The organism is Vibrio sp. Of7-15, from assembly GCF_022347565.1.
In the GTDB taxonomy this organism is placed as follows: Bacteria; Pseudomonadota; Gammaproteobacteria; order Enterobacterales; family Vibrionaceae; genus NORP241.
On the sequence record NZ_JAKRGH010000035.1, the window covers coordinates 21,332 to 39,516 of the forward strand.

17 protein-coding genes are annotated in these 18,185 nt (G+C 42.3%); 13 read left to right on the forward strand and 4 right to left on the reverse strand.

Features of this window, described 5'->3' with window-relative positions; translation table 11 throughout:
- Positions 1-78 precede the first annotated feature (78 nt).
- The 8 genes from MHO82_RS23355 (at position 79) to MHO82_RS23390 (ending at position 8,714) form a co-directional block, all read left to right on the forward strand.
- Positions 79-1,338, forward strand: coding sequence for a SpoIIE family protein phosphatase (locus MHO82_RS23355; RefSeq protein ID WP_239188545.1), 1,260 nt, complete (start codon positions 79-81; stop codon positions 1,336-1,338).
- On the forward strand, positions 1,290-1,622 hold the full coding sequence (locus MHO82_RS23360; RefSeq protein ID WP_239188547.1) for an STAS domain-containing protein: 333 nt from the start codon (positions 1,290-1,292) through the stop codon (positions 1,620-1,622). The genes MHO82_RS23355 and MHO82_RS23360 overlap by 49 nt, the downstream gene beginning before the upstream one ends.
- Positions 1,623-1,703: 81 nt before the next feature.
- Positions 1,704-2,156 (forward strand): ATP-binding protein, encoded by a 453-nt coding sequence (locus MHO82_RS23365; protein ID WP_239188549.1) that lies wholly within the window; start codon positions 1,704-1,706, stop codon positions 2,154-2,156.
- 103 nt (positions 2,157-2,259) lie between these two features.
- Entirely contained in the window at positions 2,260-4,110 is a 1,851-nt protein-coding gene (locus tag MHO82_RS23370; RefSeq protein ID WP_239188552.1) for a glycosyltransferase, read from the forward strand.
- Positions 4,100-5,419, forward strand: coding sequence for a DUF3131 domain-containing protein (locus tag MHO82_RS23375; RefSeq protein WP_239188555.1), 1,320 nt, complete (start codon positions 4,100-4,102; stop codon positions 5,417-5,419). Before MHO82_RS23370 ends, MHO82_RS23375 begins: the two co-directional genes overlap by 11 nt.
- Positions 5,420-5,453: 34 nt before the next feature.
- Positions 5,454-6,833, forward strand: coding sequence for a DUF3131 domain-containing protein (locus MHO82_RS23380; protein ID WP_239188558.1), 1,380 nt, complete (start codon positions 5,454-5,456; stop codon positions 6,831-6,833).
- Between the two features lie 127 nt (positions 6,834-6,960).
- The gene (locus tag MHO82_RS23385) at positions 6,961-8,343 is read left to right on the forward strand and encodes a DUF3131 domain-containing protein (RefSeq protein WP_239188561.1); all 1,383 of its coding nucleotides are present in this window, start codon (positions 6,961-6,963) and stop codon (positions 8,341-8,343) included.
- Between the two features lie 38 nt (positions 8,344-8,381).
- Positions 8,382-8,714, forward strand: coding sequence for a YbjQ family protein (locus tag MHO82_RS23390; protein WP_239188564.1), 333 nt, complete (start codon positions 8,382-8,384; stop codon positions 8,712-8,714).
- 9 nt (positions 8,715-8,723) lie between these two features.
- On the opposite strand, the gene MHO82_RS23395 is transcribed toward MHO82_RS23390, so the two are convergent.
- The 4 genes from MHO82_RS23395 to MHO82_RS23410 form a co-directional block, all read right to left on the reverse strand.
- The gene (locus tag MHO82_RS23395; RefSeq protein WP_239188567.1) at positions 8,724-9,098 is read right to left on the reverse strand and encodes a DUF4440 domain-containing protein; all 375 of its coding nucleotides are present in this window, start codon (positions 9,096-9,098) and stop codon (positions 8,724-8,726) included.
- 272 nt (positions 9,099-9,370) lie between these two features.
- Entirely contained in the window at positions 9,371-10,450 is a 1,080-nt protein-coding gene (locus tag MHO82_RS23400) for an SGNH/GDSL hydrolase family protein (RefSeq protein ID WP_239188570.1), read from the reverse strand.
- A gap of 194 nt (positions 10,451-10,644) precedes the next feature.
- Positions 10,645-11,037: a hypothetical protein gene (locus tag MHO82_RS23405; protein WP_239188573.1), complete on the reverse strand. Its 393-nt coding sequence runs from the start codon at positions 11,035-11,037 to the stop codon at positions 10,645-10,647.
- A 192-nt stretch (positions 11,038-11,229) separates the two neighbouring features.
- Positions 11,230-12,948, reverse strand: coding sequence for a phospho-sugar mutase (locus tag MHO82_RS23410; RefSeq protein WP_239188576.1), 1,719 nt, complete (start codon positions 12,946-12,948; stop codon positions 11,230-11,232).
- Positions 12,949-13,236: 288 nt separating this feature from the next.
- On the opposite strand from MHO82_RS23410, the gene MHO82_RS23415 reads away from it, so the two are divergent.
- The 5 genes from MHO82_RS23415 (at position 13,237) to MHO82_RS23435 (ending at position 17,745) form a co-directional block, all read left to right on the forward strand.
- Positions 13,237-13,899, forward strand: coding sequence for an HAD family hydrolase (locus tag MHO82_RS23415; RefSeq protein ID WP_239188578.1), 663 nt, complete (start codon positions 13,237-13,239; stop codon positions 13,897-13,899).
- Positions 13,900-14,072: 173 nt separating this feature from the next.
- Positions 14,073-15,050: a DUF2860 domain-containing protein gene (locus tag MHO82_RS23420; protein ID WP_239188580.1), complete on the forward strand. Its 978-nt coding sequence runs from the start codon at positions 14,073-14,075 to the stop codon at positions 15,048-15,050.
- A 208-nt stretch (positions 15,051-15,258) separates the two neighbouring features.
- Positions 15,259-16,092, forward strand: a complete 834-nt coding sequence (locus MHO82_RS23425; RefSeq protein ID WP_239188582.1) for a hypothetical protein — start codon at positions 15,259-15,261, stop codon at positions 16,090-16,092.
- Positions 16,089-16,784 (forward strand): tail fiber protein, encoded by a 696-nt coding sequence (locus tag MHO82_RS23430; RefSeq protein ID WP_239188584.1) that lies wholly within the window; start codon positions 16,089-16,091, stop codon positions 16,782-16,784. Before MHO82_RS23425 ends, MHO82_RS23430 begins: the two co-directional genes overlap by 4 nt.
- 4 nt (positions 16,785-16,788) lie before the next feature.
- Positions 16,789-17,745, forward strand: a complete 957-nt coding sequence (locus tag MHO82_RS23435; RefSeq protein ID WP_239188586.1) for a tetratricopeptide repeat protein — start codon at positions 16,789-16,791, stop codon at positions 17,743-17,745.
- Positions 17,746-18,185: the final 440 nt, after the last annotated feature.

Here is an 18,185-nt window from a genome sequence, read left to right on the forward strand (position 1 = left end):
ATGTTGAATCTAAATTGACAATTGTGCAACCATATGAAATAAAGTTGGTATTGTTTTGGGGTGGTGTGAGCGGCATAAATGAGAGAAATATTGCTGGTGGATGACAATCTATCAATGCTGACATTGATAGAGCAAAGGTTAAAACGTCGTGGTTATTGTGTGACGGTAGCGAACGATGGTATTTCGGCCTTAGAGATCTTAAATCAGAATCCACACATTCAGTTTGTATTGAGTGATTGGTTAATGCCAGGCATGAGCGGTATTGATTTATGTCAGTGCTTAAAATCGTCCAACTATTCTCGTTATATCTTTTTTGTTCTGTTATCTGGGAACGATGATCAAGAGTCTATCATTAATGGTATTAATGCTGGCGCAGATGATTTCGTGGCAAAAGAGACCCATATCGACGAACTTGATGCTCGTATTAAAGCGGGGTTTAGAACGTTAGCATTGCATAATGAAGTGTTAGAAAAAAATACTCAGCTTGATACTGCTTACGCAACCATTAAACAAGATTTAGAAACTGCGGCTGATTTGTTAAAGCGGTTGCTACCCTCTGAGAAAAAGCTTACTGGTGTTGAGTTAAATTATGTGTCGATACCCAGTGCTCAAATAGGCGGAGACATGCTGGGCTACATGCAGTTAGATGAAGAGCATGTGGCTTTTTATCTGTTGGATGTTTCAGGTCATGGAGTTCCTTCCGCACTTATGTCATTTTCAGTTTATCAGAGCTTAACCGTTGATAAAGGAATGGGGGCATTAACCAAAACACCTATTCCTGATGCTCCTTACTATGAGATCACCCCTCCTCATGAAGTGCTTAATCAATTAAATACCATGTATCAGAGTAATGATGAGAACTTGCTATATTTCACCATGGTGTATGCGGTTCTCCATGTCAAAACGGGCATCCTTTCATATTCTTGTGCAGGGCATCCTCCACCAGTATGGCAGCATTGCAGCAGTAAACAGGCAGAGCTTATCGGCCAAGACAGTTTTGTTGTCGGGGTGTTTGATTTTGTGGAATACGAAACCATTAACATTCAATTAGAAAAAGGTGATCGGATCTGGGTTTATTCTGATGGCATTACAGAAGCGGAGCAAGGCGAGCAGCAGTTTTCAGAAGAAGGTTTTAAAGATGCGGTAATGGAATTAGAGCGTCATCCAACCTCAATCCAAACCGATATGTTAGTTAATAGAGTGAAATCCTGGCAACAATCAGACAATTTTGAAGATGACGTAAGTGTGCTGGTTGTGGAATGGAAAGGATTTCCTGAAGGAGAAAAACGATGCAATACGACATTATCGACCACAGTGAATGCACAGTTCTTCAATTAAAAGAAGAGCGATTTGACGCTAAATTGGCACCACAGTTTCGTGACGAGATGAACCAAATGCAAGGTAAGGTCGGGGGGCATTTAGTGCTCGATTTATCTTTGGTTCGTTTTATGGATAGCAGTGGGCTGGGGGCTGTTATGGGTGTATACAAAATGCTGCAAGGCACCAAGATTAGTGTGGTCAACCCACAACGTCCGGTGCGTGAACTACTGAAATTGACTCGTATGGATAAGCTTATTACCAGCTATGACTCAGTAGAAGATGCGGTGGCGACAAACGCTTAGGGAAGATGGTGTTTATTCAATGTGCTCAGGTCCTGTGTGAGCAGAGTTATAAAAGAAGATCCGATAAATTAGGACTTTACCATGGATTTAGTCAAACAACATTTCGCGAAACATTACGAGAGTTCGCTTGAGGTATCTCGTCACGTTTCGGATGATTTAACCACTTTTTTGAATCAAAGTGGTGTGGGGTCTGAAGTGATTGAGCAGCTTGAATTGTGCTTAGTTGAAATCGTAAATAATGCTTATGAACATGCGTATTTATTGGATGATGGCAAACCAATCGAGGTGGATGCCACGGTATGTGAAAACGCCGAAGTAATTATTGATGTTGCGAATTACGGTATTCCGATGACTGACGACGAATTTCAGTCAGCAGTGAATAAAGAGGTGGTGATCCCAGATCCAGATGACCCAAGCTCTTGGTCTATTTCTGGTCGAGGCTTCATGATTGTTACTCAGTTAAGCGATGGGTTGGAATATTTCCAAGAAGGAACAAAAAGTACGTTTCGATTATCCCGCAATGTGGCTCAGTAAGTGTGACCATATAGCTAGAGAGTACCCAGATCGAATCCCCCTTTGTTTGTCGTCTTTGTGCTTATTGTAATCGCGGTGCTTGTTGCAATAAATGGAGTATGAAATGGATTTTTACTTTAGAAAATTTGAGCATCGTAAGCCGCCGGAGCCTGTTGCTCACAGCATTCCAAGAGAGTTATTGTACCAATATCTTGCAACATGTCACCTGACCTTAGGCGTATGGTATTTATGGTGGCGTTGGGGTTTTGCGTTAAATTACGATGCCTTGTGGTTCTCTGTGCCTTTGGCGTTTGCAGAAACATGCGCGTTTATTGGTACGGTGCTGTTTACCTTTAATTTGTGGAAAACAAAAGACGAGCCGAGGCAAAAGCCGCCTTTTAAAATTGCAGAATGCGTGAAAGACACCGATGAAGATCGGCCGATCAGTGTGGATGTATTCTTCCCATCTTATGATGAAGAGCCAGATTTGGTTCGCTTAAGTATTCTTGACGCCCAAAAAATCACCTATCCTCATGATATTGAAATAAAAATATTTATTTTGGATGACGGTCGAAGAGAAGAAATGAAAGCCTTGGCTGAAGAAATGGGAGTCGAATACATAACGCGTGATAACAACATTGGTTTTAAAGCAGGGAACATGCGAAACGCTTTAGAGCAGACTTACGGTGACTTTATTGTTATTTGTGATGCTGATACACGACCTTTTTCTACCATTTTAGATCACACCTTGGGTTACTTTAGAGATCCCGATGTGGCGTGGGTACAGACGCCACAATGGTTTTTTGATTTGCCCGAAGGTAAGCGCCTTCCATTATGGTTACAAGGAAAAATTGGCCGCTTTGGGTATTCATTAGGGAAAGGGATAGAGAAGTTTTATGGGCCAGTGACATTAGGTGCCGATCCTTTTGTCAATGATCCACAAATGTTTTATGACGTGATTCAACGTCGTCGTAACTGGGCTAATGCGTCTTTTTGCTGTGGTGCTGGTTCGATTCATCGTCGTGAAGCGGTGATGGAAGCTGCGTTACGTAGCTACAGTGAGCAGGTAGAAAAAGAGCATCGTGAGACAGAAAAACAGATCACTAAACTCACCAAAGAAAAAAGCGTGGATAAAGAAATATCGGAGAATCTACGTCAGGAGATTTTATTAAATACAGAGTTTACTCCGTACAAATTCCATGTATCTGAAGATATTTATACCTCCATTGTTTTACATTCAGACTCAGAGCGTGAATGGCGATCGGTTATGCATCCGCACATTGAAAGTAAAATGTTGTCGCCGCAAGATCTGCAAACATGGACAGTACAGCGGTTCAAATATTCTGGCGGCGCTATTGATATTTGCATGAATGATAATCCGTTGTTTAAAAAAGGAATGAAGCTGAAACAAAAAATCATGTACACCGCGAGTTTTTGGTCTAACTTAGCGGCGGTATGGAACCTTATCTTTCTTGCTTGCCCTATTATCTACTTTCTTACCAGTATTGCGCCAGTGACAGCGTATGACACTACGTTCTACCTGCACTTCTTGCCGTTTATCCTCACCGCTGAGCTGGCCATGATGGTAGGGACATGGGGGGTTGCAGGCTATAAAGGAAAAACCAATTACCTGTCTTTTTTCCCGGTTAATTTAAGAGCGTTATGGACAGTTCTGCGCGGTAAAAAAATCAGTTTCCCAGCAACCCCAAAAGAGAGGCAAGACGGCACGTTTTTCCATTTAGTGATACCACAGTTTCTCGTATTTACTCTTAGCTTGTTCAGTATGTGCTTTGCTTGGTTTGGCTACAGCACCGGTGCTTTTGGCAATTATTCATTTGGCGGTTTAGTTCTAAACAGTTTCTGGATCATCAATAACATGATGGCGATGTGGGGCATGATTGCTGCGGCATTTTGGAAGCCACCAGTAGAAGACAACGTACAACAAGAATCAGAGGAGCTTGAATATGGGATTTAAGCAAGCAGCAATAAATGCAAGGCACCACATTGTGTTTGTGGGTGGGCTACTTACCGCATTAACCATCGCCTTTACTATCGAAACTCGTGAATATACTCAGGTCTTGGGGAACTTAACGTTTGAAGGGGCAGAGGAGATCCCTCTTCGTGAGCCACGGATTTTAACGGAGCAAGAGTACTTTTGGGCTTCTACAGCGTGGAAGTATTTTGAAAATAATTACCAAGAAAATACAGGGTTGGTGAATTCTGTTGATGGTTATCCTTCTACAACCATGTGGGATACGGCTTCGTATTTGATGGCGCTGATTTCGGCTGAAAAGTTGAATGTTATTGGTAAAAAGGAATACGCAGTAAAAATGGAAAAAGCGCTGCGAACGTTAGCAAAATTGCCACTAGTTGAAGGAAAACTGCCGAATAAGGCTTACAACACTCAAACGTTGGCAATGGTGGATTATGCGAATAACCCAGTTGAAAACGGGATAGGTTGGTCTGCCATTGATATTGGCCGAATTTTAGTGCCAATGAATATTTTAGTGTGGCAATACCCGGAGTTTAATAGTTTAGTCAATAAGGTATTAGAACACTGGAAAGTGGGGGGAATGATCCAACAAGGCTATTTGTATGGCGCTCGCCCTTCTACAAAAGATTCGGGACTTGAGCTGGTGCAAGAAGGGCGTATTGGTTACGAAGAATATGCCTCTAAAGCGTTGTCGTTAATGGGGCGTGATGTATTTAATGCCATGAAATACGTGGACTATTTAGAATTAGTGTCTATTGATGGTGTGGACATTCCTACTGATAAGCGCGATCCCGCGGAGTTCCATGCTCATAACTATGTGGTGAGTGAATCTTACATTCTCGACAGTATTGAATTTGGTGCTGACAGTGTGTCGAAAATCTTTGCTTATCGTGTCTATCAAGCTCAAGAGAACCGCTATAAACGAACGGGTGTGTTAACGGCGGTCAGTGAAGATAATGTCGATCAGGCTCCTTATTTTGTCTATAACACGGTTTTTTCGGATGGCGAGAAGTGGAATACGATCACCGACACTGGCGAGCAAGTACCAGAGCTAAGAACCCTTTCGACAAAGGCTGCGTTTGGCTGGTATAGCTTATACGATACTACATACACTGGATTATTAATTGACGATGCTAAAAACTTATTTTCGCAGAATAAAGGCTGGTATTCAGGTCGTTATGAAGTGGATGGCAGGGTAAATAAAGCCGTTACTGCGAATACAAACGGAATTGTGTTGGAATCGTTAGCGTACTTACAAACAGGGCCTTTATTGAGTGTTGGAGCGCACTAGGTTCGATGTGACGCAAGGAGAAAGGGGAAGCGGTATGCGTTATGGAATAATTGGCCTTGGTTGTTTAGTGGTTTCTGGGTGTGGGAGTTACAACACCTTGCCTGATGAGATCGTGGATCGGAAGACTCACTGGTCTACGCCTAAGGTTCGTCAGGGCAAATTAACCGAGCAAGAAATGAACATGGCTCGGATTGCTTGGAAGTATTTTGAAAATAACTATCAAGAGTCGACAGGGCTTGTGAATGCGGTAAATAACTATCCTTCGGTGACCTTGTGGGATACGGCATCTTACATGGCAGGCTTAGTAACAGCACTGGAGTTGGAAATCATTCCACGGGATGAGTTTGATCGCCGTTTGATTCGTTTGTTAACGACTTTGAATACGTTGGATCTGTTTCGAGGAGAAATGCCTAATAAGGCGTATAACACTCAAACGGCAGCCAAAGTGGATTATGGTAACCAACCGGGCGAAATTGGTTATTCGGCTTTGGATCTCGGGCGTTTATTAATATGGCTACATATTATTAAGCATCGCTACCCTGAATACGCAACGAGTGTGGACTCTGTCGTACTGCGTTGGAATTTCTGCAATATTATTGATGAAAATGGCACCATGTTTGGCGCACTTCTTGAGCCTGGAAAACCTGTTCAATACTTGCAAGAAGGGCGTTTAGGCTATGAGGAATACGCGGCAAAAGGGTTTCAGTTGTGGGGGTTTAATACCGATCAAGCGTCCATGCCCGAGCCTTATAGCACCATTAACCTCTATGGTTACGACATTCCTTATGACAATAGAGATCCGCGTAAGCTGAAAGCGCACAGTTATGTGGTAACGGAGAGTTTCGTTTTAGATGGTATTGAGCTTGGGTGGGACCACGCGTCAGACATGTCAGGGCATGACACCAGTTATTCCAATGATTGGATGGCGGAATTTGCTTTGCAAGTCTATCGGGTACAAGAAGAGCGCTACTATCAAACTGGGATCATTACCGCGCGTACTGAGCATCAGCTTGCTGGCCCGCCGTATTTTGTGTACGACACCATTTATACTGATGGCTATGCTTGGAACACCATTTCAGAAGTGGGGGACTTTTTACCGCAGTATTCGGCAGTGGCAGTCAAAGGCGCGATGGGCATGTGGGTGCTTTGGGACACAGAGTACACTGATTTGCTATTTCGGCATATTGCTCATTTATACGACAAAGAAAAAGGCTTCTATGAAGGGATCTTCGAAAATGGTACTGGGTTGATTAACACCTTTACGTCGAACAACAATGGCATATTAATGGAAGTGTTATTGTATAAGCAGCAAGGGAAATTAGTTCAGTATCAAGACAGGCTCGCCCCAAGTTTATGGCAAAAAGCGTTAGAATCTCCTTTTGGTTATGAGGGGCAATGTTTACCACGCAAGTGATTGGTTGATCTTTAATTTTATTCGATAAATTACCCATATTCCTGCGTAAGTCCTTGCTCTCATCTCTTTTTCCTATGCATAATTTGAGCAGTGATGGAGTGCTATTTGTATTATTTCTAGGAACTGGATGTTGAGAAAAGTCGTTATTCTTGGTCTGATTTGGATGCTTTGTTCGTGTGGCGTGATCTACCAAAGCGTTCAAGGTGGACTGACATCCATCAATAGCTCACAGATGCTTCGTCAGGGGCGTTATGGAGCCTTGTCGGAGCAAGAGCTTGAATGGGCTAAAATCGCATGGCAGTACGTAGAAAATAACACACAAGCGACGACAGGGCTGGTGAATGCGATTGATCGTTATCCCACTGCTAATATGTCAGCATTGGCAGATTATTTGATTTCCCTAGAAGCCGCTCGCACGTTCGAGTTGATCAGTAATAAGCAGTATGATGAGCGATTGTCGTTGGCCATCAGTTTTCTTGTCGAGATGCCATTAGGGCGTGTCGGCACTCCTAATAAAGTGTATAGCACCACATCAGGTGACATGGTGGATTATGGCAATCAACCTAAAGAGATTGGCTGGTCTTCTGTGGATGTGGGGAGATTACTGATTGTGCTCGCCATTATTAAGCAGAAAAGCCCAGAGTTTTCTGAATACATTGATAAAGCTGTTCTGCGTTGGAATTTTTGTGAGTTAGTCTCAGAAGAAGGGGAGTTATTTGGTGGAACAGTACATGTGAATGATATTCAGCGTTACAAAGAAGGGCGACTAGGCATTGAAGAATATACTTCTTACGGATATTTGGATTGGAATATTGTGCCAGCCAAAGCCATGCGCTTAGACCCTTATGAAGTCATTACGATCAATGGCGTCGATATTTTATTTGATGGCCGAGACCCCCGTCAGTTCCATATACAAAACCCTGTTTACTCTACGCCTTATCTTTGGCTAGGTCTGGAATTTAACTGGGATAATATTCAGGATAATAGCAGCAGTGATGCGAGCCATAGTAATGCTGTTTTGTCTGCAATGGCCGATTCTATTTATCAGGTTCAGGAAAATCGTTGGCATCAGGAGCGTATTTATACGGCGAGAGCAGATCACGTTGTTAGTGGTGAACCTTATTCTGTGTACGATGCTATTTATGCGTTGGGGACACCGTGGGTGACGATTACTGAAAATGGCACTTCATACGATGAACTTGCGTTAGTCTCTACCCGTGCGGCTTTCCAAATGTGGGCATTATGGAAGACGCCTTATACAGATAGGCTGATGACGTTAGTGAAAGAGTTATATGACGCAGATCGCGGCTGGTATGAAGGGCGCTATGAAATCAGCAGTTCTTATGAGAAAAGTATCACTCTAAAAACAAACGCAGGCGTATTAGAAGCCTTGTTGTATAAAGTGAATGGTAAGTTATATCAATCACAGTCAGAGGTGGGTTTTCGAGATGTGCAGTTTAATTCACGTTTCCACCATCCTGGTAAATGCCATATAAAAACGTTTCGTTAAAGGCGTGAGTTTATTAATGCCAAAACTAGAAAGGACGAATGATGAATAACTCTCCTGTATTAGCAACAACGGCACCGGATGTTCCTGGGCACCAAGTGGTGGCGGTGCTGGGGGTGGTCACGGGTAACATTGTGCAATCGAAACACGTTGGTCGCGATATTATGGCTAATTTCAAGAGTATTTTTGGAGGTGAAATTCGAGGTTATACGGAGATGATGACGGAAGCTCGTGCTGAAGCTAGCCAGCGCATGCTGACCGCAGCGGCAGACATGGGGGCCGATGCGGTGGTTAATGTTCGTTTTACAACCAGTGCTATTATGCAAGGAGCCTCGGAAATATTGGCTTATGGCACGGCGGTTAAGCTAGGTTAAATTGTAGAGTTATTTAAATTGGGTTGGTTTGATGATGGTGCCTTGATGAAAGGTCATTTTCCAGCCCTTATCTTGTTTTTTCCAAATAGAGCTACGAAGGGAGTAAGTGCCATTATCAAGTTTAGACTGGCGAATAAAGGCTCTGTAAGTCAAGATTACGATGTCATCTGATAATAGCTTGAGCTGGTAGTCTTTGGTTTTTATTGACCAACTTGGCACTGCTGGAGATTGAGCTAGTACTTCATTTAGACCAAAAAAGTCTCCCGAGGCTCCAATTTCTTGAAAGTCTTCAGATAAAAATTCAACTAGCCTTTGCTTTGAGCTGCGTACCTCAAGTGTAAAAAGGTTTTCTTCTAATTGGATTATCTGTTGTTTTAAATCCATTCCTTCCCTCGGTTCATGTTTAACATCTTAACAAATCTACCATAAATGATATTGAACCCGTTGATAAATAGAATAGCACTTTTATTAAGAATCATTCTTAAAGGTGTGCGAAGATTCACATCTAAAACAGTATTAAAACCTATAATTTGCTGAAATAAAAGAGGGCGTTAAAGAATGTTTTATTCCATTTTATTTTATCTTTGATAGTGAAATTGAAGGGAAAAGCAGGCTGAGAATCGCCTGCTTGTGGTTTGATGAGGCTTACCTTGACGTTACTTTAATAGCTGGTGGGTATTGATGTAATTAACCAGTGTATCGGCAATGGCTGTGTGCTCTGCTTCGGTTGGGTGCCACAAGCAACCTTCCAAGTTACTTACTGTTGTGACAATGTTGATTGGTTCTTTGTTTTGTTGCTTCAGCTTCGTTTGTACTTCTTCTAAGCCCGGAATAAGCTCATTGTTAGGCCATACATAATTACCAGCAGTGATCACAGGAACATTGCCATAACGCTGGCGTAAATTATCTAACAGGGTTACGTAAGCGTCAGACCATGCTTCCTTGAAGGCTGTCATGTCTGGCCAAGGCTCATGTTCGTTTAGGTTAGTACTAAAATCATTGCTACCGAGCTCAATGACAATAAGGTTAGGGTGTTTGTCTTCAAAGGGCTGTTTGAAACCAAATACGGCCCCAGCTTTGTCATGATAATAAGAGGCATTGTGATGAGGCTGGTTGCCATTGTAGTTACGTAATACACCAAGACCAGAGTAAGACACCTGACTGTAGCTCGCGTTTAGCTGCTGCGCGGCTTTTGAAGGGAAAGCTTTACGTGCATTGGATGTGTTAAAAATCTCTTCTTGGGTGCATTGGCGTTTGTTAGATTCACTGCCAAACCCTGCACTGATGGAGTCACCAATAAAAAGAATGTGAGGCTGGTTAACCCAACTTCCCTCAAATTGACCGTCACCATTCAGTGCATCAATCGTTAACATAGCATCATAGGTTTCGGTGCGTTTAACCAGCTCTACTTTTATCGTGTCAGGTGCGTTGAGGTTCACCAACGGGTAAACCGTATTATCGTAGTTTGTATTAAGAACTTGGTGAAGTTGGCCGTTGACCAATACATCAAAACGTGCACCTTGCCCGTTCATGGTGATGTCAACTTGGCTGCCGGAAAAATGAAAACTTAATCGAGAGCCTGGCCAGTTGAGCTGCACATCTTGGTTTTGCCAATCCTTAATAATTCTACCTTGATAATTTAGGCGGTGATCAGTGGCTTCAAGGGTTTCAGCGACCGCTGGCGGAGTGGCCACCAGCAGGCTTGTCAGAGCAAAAAGCCCGATACTTTTTATCATGTGTGACTCCTATTTTATTTTTACACTTAATTATCTTTAAGTGGCGTAAAAACCTTTTGGTAATCTATAAAATGGAGTCGAGGAATGCTGGGTATTCTTGATTAATAAACAAAAACTTACGGCACTATTCTCACTATTAATGAAAGCACAGTTAAACGAACTTATTTTTGAGATAGGTGAAACGCTCAAGGGGTTTATAAAACGCCCGCGTACATTTTTACATCAATGACTTTATTCTGTTGAGTGTCGAATGTGCATTGGTAAATGTAGTTTTGCCATATTTCTTGTGGGTTAAATTGCTTGAATCGATCGCCAACATAAATGATTTCTTTGTTGAGCTCGTTATGCCATTCAAATGTCTGGAAACGAGGGTTCTGGCCAGAAAATGTCCACGTAAACTCATATTGAGATAATTTTTCGATCATTCCTGGGCATTGTTCGCTAGCCGCAGGCAAATAATCTTGAGCTAGGCACTCTAAATCAGAAGAGCAACTTTCATCTCTTGGGTATAGGGCAAACGCTAAGATAATGAGGCCAATCACTAAGCAAATTGCTAATAATTTTATAATATTGTCATCATTATTCATGTGGCTTCTCATAAATTTTAGTCATAACTGTATCAATTATAATACGGCTTATGAGAGTGAATAAATAATTAAAAACAAATGATTGAAGAAGAAATGATAGGTTAATTCGAAAATTGAAGAAAAGTAGCCGCTGCACAAAGTGAGCGGCTAATTATTTTTATATTACAAAGACATGAGTGAGAAAGACTGCATTTAGCTTAAAGAAGCTTGGTGCTGTTCAATCAGCTGTTCCATTGCACTTACCGCGCTGTCTTGAGCTTGTGAGTAGTCATCTCCGTCAGAAAGCGGTTTTACTACTTCGTAATAACACTTTAGCTTTGGCTCGGTGCCTGATGGGCGCACGATAACTCTTGCTTGGTTAGCAAGACGATAAATTAATACGTCGCTGCTTGGTAAGTCGATAGGCTCTACTTCGCCAGAGTGGTGCGTTCTTAGTCCGTGTTTTAAATCATCGGTGGTGACAATAGTACTACCAGCAATGGCTTTCGGTGGTGCTGCGCGTAGTGCTTCACCAATGTTTGGAGAACCAGGCTGTAATGCAATGCTACGCTGAGCATTAAGGTATAAACCATGTTGGCGGTACAATGCTTCTAGTTGATCCCAGACTGTTTTTCCTTCATTAGCGAGCTTTTCAGCCAGCTGAGCAAAAGCCACTAATGCAGATAAGCCATCTTTATCCCATACGCTGTTACCCACGGTGTAGCCAAGTGCTTCTTCGTAAGCAAATAAGAATGGTGCTTGCTCTGTTTGCTTTTGCATTGCTACGTTTGTTAACCACTTAAAACCAGTTAGGGTTTGGTAGTAGTTTGCACCAGCAGCAACCGTGACTTTTTCAAGCATGCTAGACGATACAATGGTATTACCCACAAGTGCAGAATCGTTCTGGTTGTTTTCTAGTAGAGAATGAGCAAATAGAATGCCTACTTGATCACCCGTTAGCATTTTATAGTCGCCAGTACTGGTTTTAGCTGCAACAGCAAAGCGGTCTGCATCTGGATCATTTGCGCAAGCCAATTCTGCGTTGTGTTTTTTGGCCTCTGCGATAACAAGATCCATCGCCCCTTTTTCTTCAGGGTTAGGGAAGTTAACGGTTGGGAAGCTGCCATCCGGTTCGCGCTGTGCTGCAACACTGTGGACTTTATTGAAACCTGCGTCTTTTAGTAACGTTTCCGCTAAGTTAGCACCAACACCATGCATCGCAGTATAGGCGATGGCAATGGTCGCGTCTTCCGTTTGTTTTTTTAGCTCTGGCATGTTGTTAAGAGTCGAGCGATATTCTTGGTAGAAGCTGTCTTCTAATAGCGTCAGAACACCTCTCTCACGTGCTTCATCAGTCGGCAGGTAAGGCAGAGGCTTTTCAGCTGCCTCTAAGATCGCATCGGCAATACCAGAGTCATGCGGTGGGATGATTTGTGCACCATTATCCCAGTACACTTTAAAACCATTGTATTCTGGTGGGTTGTGGCTTGCTGTTACTACAATACCCGCCGCCGCTGATAGGTGAAGAACACCGAATGCCACTAAAGGCGTTGGCGCGACAGTGTGTGTCAGCATGACTTTAATGCCTTGGGCACTCAATACGGCTGCTGCATCGTGAGCAAAACGTTTTGAATCGGTACGGCCATCGTATCCGATAATCACACCACGTGTGGCAGCGTTTTCAACGGTGTTAAGTAAATATTGCCCAAGGCCGGCAGAAGTTTGTTGAATAACTAAACGATTCATTTGTGTTGGGCCTGCACCAACCACACCACGAAGGCCAGCTGTGCCAAATTCTAGGCGACCAGCAAAACGTTGGCTAAGCTCAGTTTCGTTATTCTCGTCAAGTAGGGTTTGTAGTTCATTACGCGTTGTTGAGTCTGGGTCGTTAGCGATCCATTGCTGTACTTGCTGAATTAGATTTGCGTTCATTACATTTATTCCTCAATGACATCTCTCATCAACATATACCCAATGAGAGCTATTCGCATTAGCTAACTTAGGTTTTTCTAAGAAAATTTCAGGTTTTTCATTAGTGTTTACCTGAGCTGTTTAAATATTTTTGAGTGTGGTTAATTTTAGTTCAAAAAAAGACTCTGTTATTACAGTAGTAAAGACGTTGATTAGAAAATATGAGAGAAGGGGATCTCATCATTGTGTCATTTTTGTCTTGTAATCTTTTATATAGTGTTAACGTATTAATTTTTAAGGTGTAAGGCAATGACTCAGAAGCTGGCTGTATTCGATTTGGATGAAACAATTATAGATGGTGACAGCGTCACTCTTTGGCTTCATTTTTTATTGGAAAAAGGGGTGATTAATAACCCAAGTGTTCTTGATGAAGATAAGCGGCTCATGGCTGAATATGTTGCCGGAACCTTAGATATTAATGAATACATGAAGTTTGTGATTATGCCTTTACAGGTACTGTCTATGGCGGAGGTGGATGAACTGGCTTGTGAGTTTGCAGAGCAGTTTATTCGGCCTTTAGTGTTCCCTCAGGTGACATCTGTATTACAGGATTTAAAAAGCGATGGTGTGCCGATTTTAATTATTTCTGCAACGGTGAGCTTTTTAGTGAAGCCCATTGCCAAAATGTTAGGTGTTGATGAAGCTATCGGCATTGACCTGAAATGTGCCGAGAATAAATACACTCATCATATCCAAGGTTCAGCCAGCTTTCGCGAAGGAAAAGTTGTGCGTTTACGTGAATGGTTAAAGCTTCAACCTGTTTTTATTGGTCATATTTGCTTTTATACCGATTCCATTAATGATCTGCCACTGTGCCAGTTTGCCGATGAAGTTTACACTGTAAATCCTTGCCCTTTATTAATGAATGAAGCTATGAAACAGCAGTGGCCCGTACTTGAGTGGTCTCGTTAATAGGTGTCATGAAGGTTAGCTTGGTTCATTTATTCTGAATTAAACGTAAACGGTTAATTTCGTTGATATGCCCATCTAACTGATTAATAATAAAATGATGTTTTATATTCACATTTTTTTGACGTCAATGGTGATACTTTAACGCCACTGACATTTAACAGGTCCCATAAATAATGAAAAAAACAATCTTATCAACTCTGCTCCTTTCTTCATTGGCGTCTGGTGCTGCGTTTGCAGAATTAGGTGAAAAGGGCATTAGTGGTGAAGTCTCCATTAATGCAGGCTTTATGTCTGAAACATCCAATTTTAATACCGATGGTGAAGCCAATAATACGACACACAATGAGGCTGACGCTGAAAGCCAGATGCTGGTTGCACCCTTAGGCAGTGTGGCGTATACCTTTGGTACAGAGCTTGATAAACAAGTGTTTCTTGGTACTTCTCGTGAAGACATTGCGGTGGGAACCTTTGCACTGGAGCTGGGTTACCGCCAGGAATTAGCGTCTGGTATGGTTGTGGGCGTGTCATTTTTGCCAACGGTCATGGCGGGAGAAACGTGGTCAGACCCTTATGCACTTAATACGAAGCGAGAAACAACGGATGTCACGGGTAACGCGTATCGTTTAAGTTTGTCTGATATTGCGGGTTCCAACTTTTCGTTAGATTTAGCGTATGGTACACAAAAGATCGATAACGAAAAGTCGGGTGTAACAAGCGGCTCAGCTGTGCAAAGCACATTGGCTCGTGATGCCAGTACTATTTATATGAAAGGTGAGTATAAGTATGGGTTGGATGCTACGTCAGCGTTAATTCCGTCGGCTACTTTTGTATCGCACTCTGCGGATGGTAGTGCCATGTCATACAAGGCTTATGGGGTTGAATTGACGTATTTTAAAGCTTATCAGCGCCATCAATTTGGTTTAACGGCAGGTTATACAAACCGCTCTTACGATGGTTCAAATCCTGTTTTTGATAAAACACGCTCAGATGATAAATACAACTTGTTTGCAGCTTATGAATATAAACAGGCCTTTGGTTTGGAAAATTGGTCGTTTATCTCTTTGGCCGGTTATGGGAACAGCTCTTCAAACATTGAATTCTACAATGAAAGTGAATACTTAATGTCGGTAGGTATGAACTACCGCTTCTAACTGATACTACTTATTGTTAATTCACTCTTTGCCTCAGCTCATACTGAGGCTTTTTTGTTTCTGCTGCTCTTATTTGTCAGTATTTTTTACACTTTATGGTGCTGCATTACAGCGTGCGATCTCAATTGACTGTTTATAAAGCCATATTTTCAAAGGTATAAAGCTTGCTTCATGTGTCTGACTTGGTTGTATAACCATAGGAGGATTCATGTTTGCAAAAATTTTAAGATCAATTTCTTTGTTGATTGGTCTTATTTTTAGTCATGTCAGTGTGGCGATGCTGGTTCCCGCAGATTTGCTTATTCACGGTTCTGTTGAATTTGATACTGGCAGCTCATTTATTGATGGTGGGGCAACACATAGTACGACGATGGACAGCGTTATAGGGGGAGCTGCTGGCCCAATGACGACGGTGACAGGATTGACTCCCGTAGGGCCAAATCCGGTAGGAGGCATGTTTACCCATTTGGGAGACTCAGTTTCTACGTCGGTTGAACTCTTTGGGGATGCCGATGACGCTGGTGAAGTATTTTTTGATTATGGCATTGATCTTGAGAATACATCAGGTAGCAGTTTTTTTGATGTGTTTTTTGAAATTGAAGTCAGTAACAGTGTAGATGCAGATATTGATGCTTTTGCTGATTCACTCATTGCGTTGTTTGATGCTTCTGCCATAGAAATCTTTTTCTCCGATTTATTGTCAGACACGCTTTTCGGTGATGAAAAAAATGGTGCTGTGTTAGGCACATCAGGAGATTTAGTGACCGATATTTCTACTTTTGGCTTTGGTTTTACACTAGCGCCGGGTGAGATATTAACGTTTGGTAGCCATGTTGCCGGTAAAGGAGAAGGGTTTGCAGGTGGGGCCTTTTCTCTTCTTTCTGATAGTTCAATTACGCTTGTAGATGCTCATGCGGTCATTGTTCCTGAGCCTTCCGGTTTTATGCTATTTTTAAGTAGCTTACTAATATTACGGGTCAGTCTTAAAAAGAAAAATACAAGCCTACTTTTATCTTCTCTACTTAGGAGAGATAACTCATGAAAAAGATGTTTAAACGGTCACTTTATTCGGCCTGCTTATTACCTTCACTATTAATAACTAACCCAGCTCATGCCTGTTCCTCTGAACCTCTAATTGGAACAATGTGTGTATTTGCGGGGAACTTTGCCCCAAGTGGTTATGCTTTTGCCGATGGTCAGTTACTATCCATCGCATCAAATACAGCGTTGTTTTCTATTTTAGGAACGACTTATGGTGGAAATGGCGAAACGACCTTCGCTTTACCTGATGCCAGAGGCCGAGTATTGATTGGAGCAAGGCAAGGCCCTGGATTGGAAAGTTACTCGTTAGGGCAAAAAGGAGGGGAGGAAACCGTGGTATTGTCCACGTCTCATCTTCCTTCGCATACTCACAGTGCAACAACCAGTATAACGAATACTCTTGATGCTGGCGGGGCGGCTACGCTGCATGCCAATAATGGTTCATCCACAGAAACCGATCCTGAAAATAATGCGTTAGGTGATAGTCCAAACAGAGAGGAAATCTATACACCCAATCCGCCAAATGTGGCCATGCATACGGACTCTATTAGTTTGACGATAACAGGCTCAGTTGATTCTGTGGCAACCACTATGATTAGTAATACTGGTGGTAGCCTTGCGCATGAAAATAGAATGCCATATCTGACCGTGAACTGGATTATCGCTTTAGTGGGTATTTTCCCATCGGGGTAAACATATGAAGAGTCGTTTTATGTATTTAGGCCGGTGGTATATCGGCCTACTTTTTTGGATTTTTGGTTCGGTTGCCTTTGCAAATAGCGATGAGGTTTCAAGGGAGAGTGCGGAAACATTACTTAAAAATGGTGATTATCGAGCCGCATTAATGCAATACCAGCAGTTAGCAGAAGAAGGTGATTCTTTAGCGCAATTTACAGCAGGGCTTTTTTATCAACTTGGCTGGAGTGTAAAGCCGAATCAAACCAAAGCCTGCCAGTGGTTTTCAAAAGCAGCTCATCAAAAGATCCCAATGGCACAGAAGAAAGTTGGAGACTGCATCGTGCATTATAGTTGGAGTGAAGAGCATGAAAGTTCTCCGTTATATTGGTATCAACAAGCGTTTGAGAGTGGCATTTACGAAGCAGGTTGTGATCTCGGGCGGTTATATCTAGATTCTAAGTGGAAACCAAGAGACATAGAGCAGGCGCTGTATTGGTGTGGGTTAGCCGCAGAGAGGCAGTCCTTGTCTGCTCAAATCACACTGGGGGAGATATACGAAGATCAAAGTGAAAAGTTTTACGATCCAAATAAAGCGCGTTTCTGGTATCAGTTAGCGGCGGAGCGAAAGTCGCCGATTGCTGCTTATAAACTAAGCCGACTTTATAGTGTGTTTTCATGGTCGGATGATGAAAGCAAAGTGGCCGATCTTGCCCTGTATTGGATGGAAAAGTCAGCAGAGTTGAGGTACGAACCCGCCTATTTTAAAACGGCTCAGCTTTATTGGCAGCAACTGCAGTTTGCTACAGAAGGTCATTCTTTTTTATTAGCCAAAAGTTACTTATGGGGATCCACTGCGGTTTTAGTGTCCTCTGATCCAGAGAGTAAAGCCTTAATGCATCGGATAGAGCAAGAGCTTCCCGTGCGATGGAAGCCCGATTTAGATGCTAAAGTGACTGCGTTTTTATCAAATAATTAAAGGTTCTTCTTAGATTGTGTCCTGTAATTTCTTTTACTGAGATCTCTTATTGCCTGAAATGCTTAAGTCGTTGTAAGAGATCTCTTACATATCACGTAAGAAAAAGCGTTTTGTACCTGTAGATAAACCCCTGTAACTCACTTATATCATTGAAATATATTTACTTTTCTTTTTTTTGTGTTTTGTCTGACGATATAATGTGATCATAATCTATTGCTGAAAATGTCGATTCGCGTAACCTTATTGGTGTCGGAAGGATGCTGACACGGAACAGGAACTTAACCACGGATTTGGTTAGTCTCAGGACGAGGCATCGGTGATTCAGGATGAGTTATCGGCATGGAGAGCAAACAGGACATTGAACGGACTCAATAGTAACTAGGATGGTTACTAGCAAGGAAGACAATGGACACCTCTAGGACAGAGGCAAGGAACGAACT

What these genes read in the sequence shown, in the direction of transcription:
- MHO82_RS23355 (WP_239188545.1), top strand. Translation starts at nt 79, where the DNA reads ATGAGAGAAATATTGCTGGTGGATGACAATCTATCAATGCTGACATTG.
- MHO82_RS23360 (WP_239188547.1), top strand. Translation starts at nt 1,290, where the DNA reads ATGCAATACGACATTATCGACCACAGTGAATGCACAGTTCTTCAATTA.
- MHO82_RS23365 (WP_239188549.1), top strand. Translation starts at nt 1,704, where the DNA reads ATGGATTTAGTCAAACAACATTTCGCGAAACATTACGAGAGTTCGCTT.
- MHO82_RS23370 (WP_239188552.1), top strand. Translation starts at nt 2,260, where the DNA reads ATGGATTTTTACTTTAGAAAATTTGAGCATCGTAAGCCGCCGGAGCCT.
- MHO82_RS23375 (WP_239188555.1), top strand. Translation starts at nt 4,100, where the DNA reads ATGGGATTTAAGCAAGCAGCAATAAATGCAAGGCACCACATTGTGTTT.
- MHO82_RS23380 (WP_239188558.1), top strand. Translation starts at nt 5,454, where the DNA reads ATGCGTTATGGAATAATTGGCCTTGGTTGTTTAGTGGTTTCTGGGTGT.
- MHO82_RS23385 (WP_239188561.1), top strand. Translation starts at nt 6,961, where the DNA reads ATGTTGAGAAAAGTCGTTATTCTTGGTCTGATTTGGATGCTTTGTTCG.
- MHO82_RS23390 (WP_239188564.1), top strand. Translation starts at nt 8,382, where the DNA reads ATGATGAATAACTCTCCTGTATTAGCAACAACGGCACCGGATGTTCCT.
- MHO82_RS23395 (WP_239188567.1), bottom strand. Translation starts at nt 9,098, where the DNA reads ATGGATTTAAAACAACAGATAATCCAATTAGAAGAAAACCTTTTTACA.
- MHO82_RS23400 (WP_239188570.1), bottom strand. Translation starts at nt 10,450, where the DNA reads ATGATAAAAAGTATCGGGCTTTTTGCTCTGACAAGCCTGCTGGTGGCC.
- MHO82_RS23405 (WP_239188573.1), bottom strand. Translation starts at nt 11,037, where the DNA reads ATGAATAATGATGACAATATTATAAAATTATTAGCAATTTGCTTAGTG.
- MHO82_RS23410 (WP_239188576.1), bottom strand. Translation starts at nt 12,948, where the DNA reads ATGAACGCAAATCTAATTCAGCAAGTACAGCAATGGATCGCTAACGAC.
- MHO82_RS23415 (WP_239188578.1), top strand. Translation starts at nt 13,237, where the DNA reads ATGACTCAGAAGCTGGCTGTATTCGATTTGGATGAAACAATTATAGAT.
- MHO82_RS23420 (WP_239188580.1), top strand. Translation starts at nt 14,073, where the DNA reads ATGAAAAAAACAATCTTATCAACTCTGCTCCTTTCTTCATTGGCGTCT.
- MHO82_RS23425 (WP_239188582.1), top strand. Translation starts at nt 15,259, where the DNA reads ATGTTTGCAAAAATTTTAAGATCAATTTCTTTGTTGATTGGTCTTATT.
- MHO82_RS23430 (WP_239188584.1), top strand. Translation starts at nt 16,089, where the DNA reads ATGAAAAAGATGTTTAAACGGTCACTTTATTCGGCCTGCTTATTACCT.
- MHO82_RS23435 (WP_239188586.1), top strand. Translation starts at nt 16,789, where the DNA reads ATGAAGAGTCGTTTTATGTATTTAGGCCGGTGGTATATCGGCCTACTT.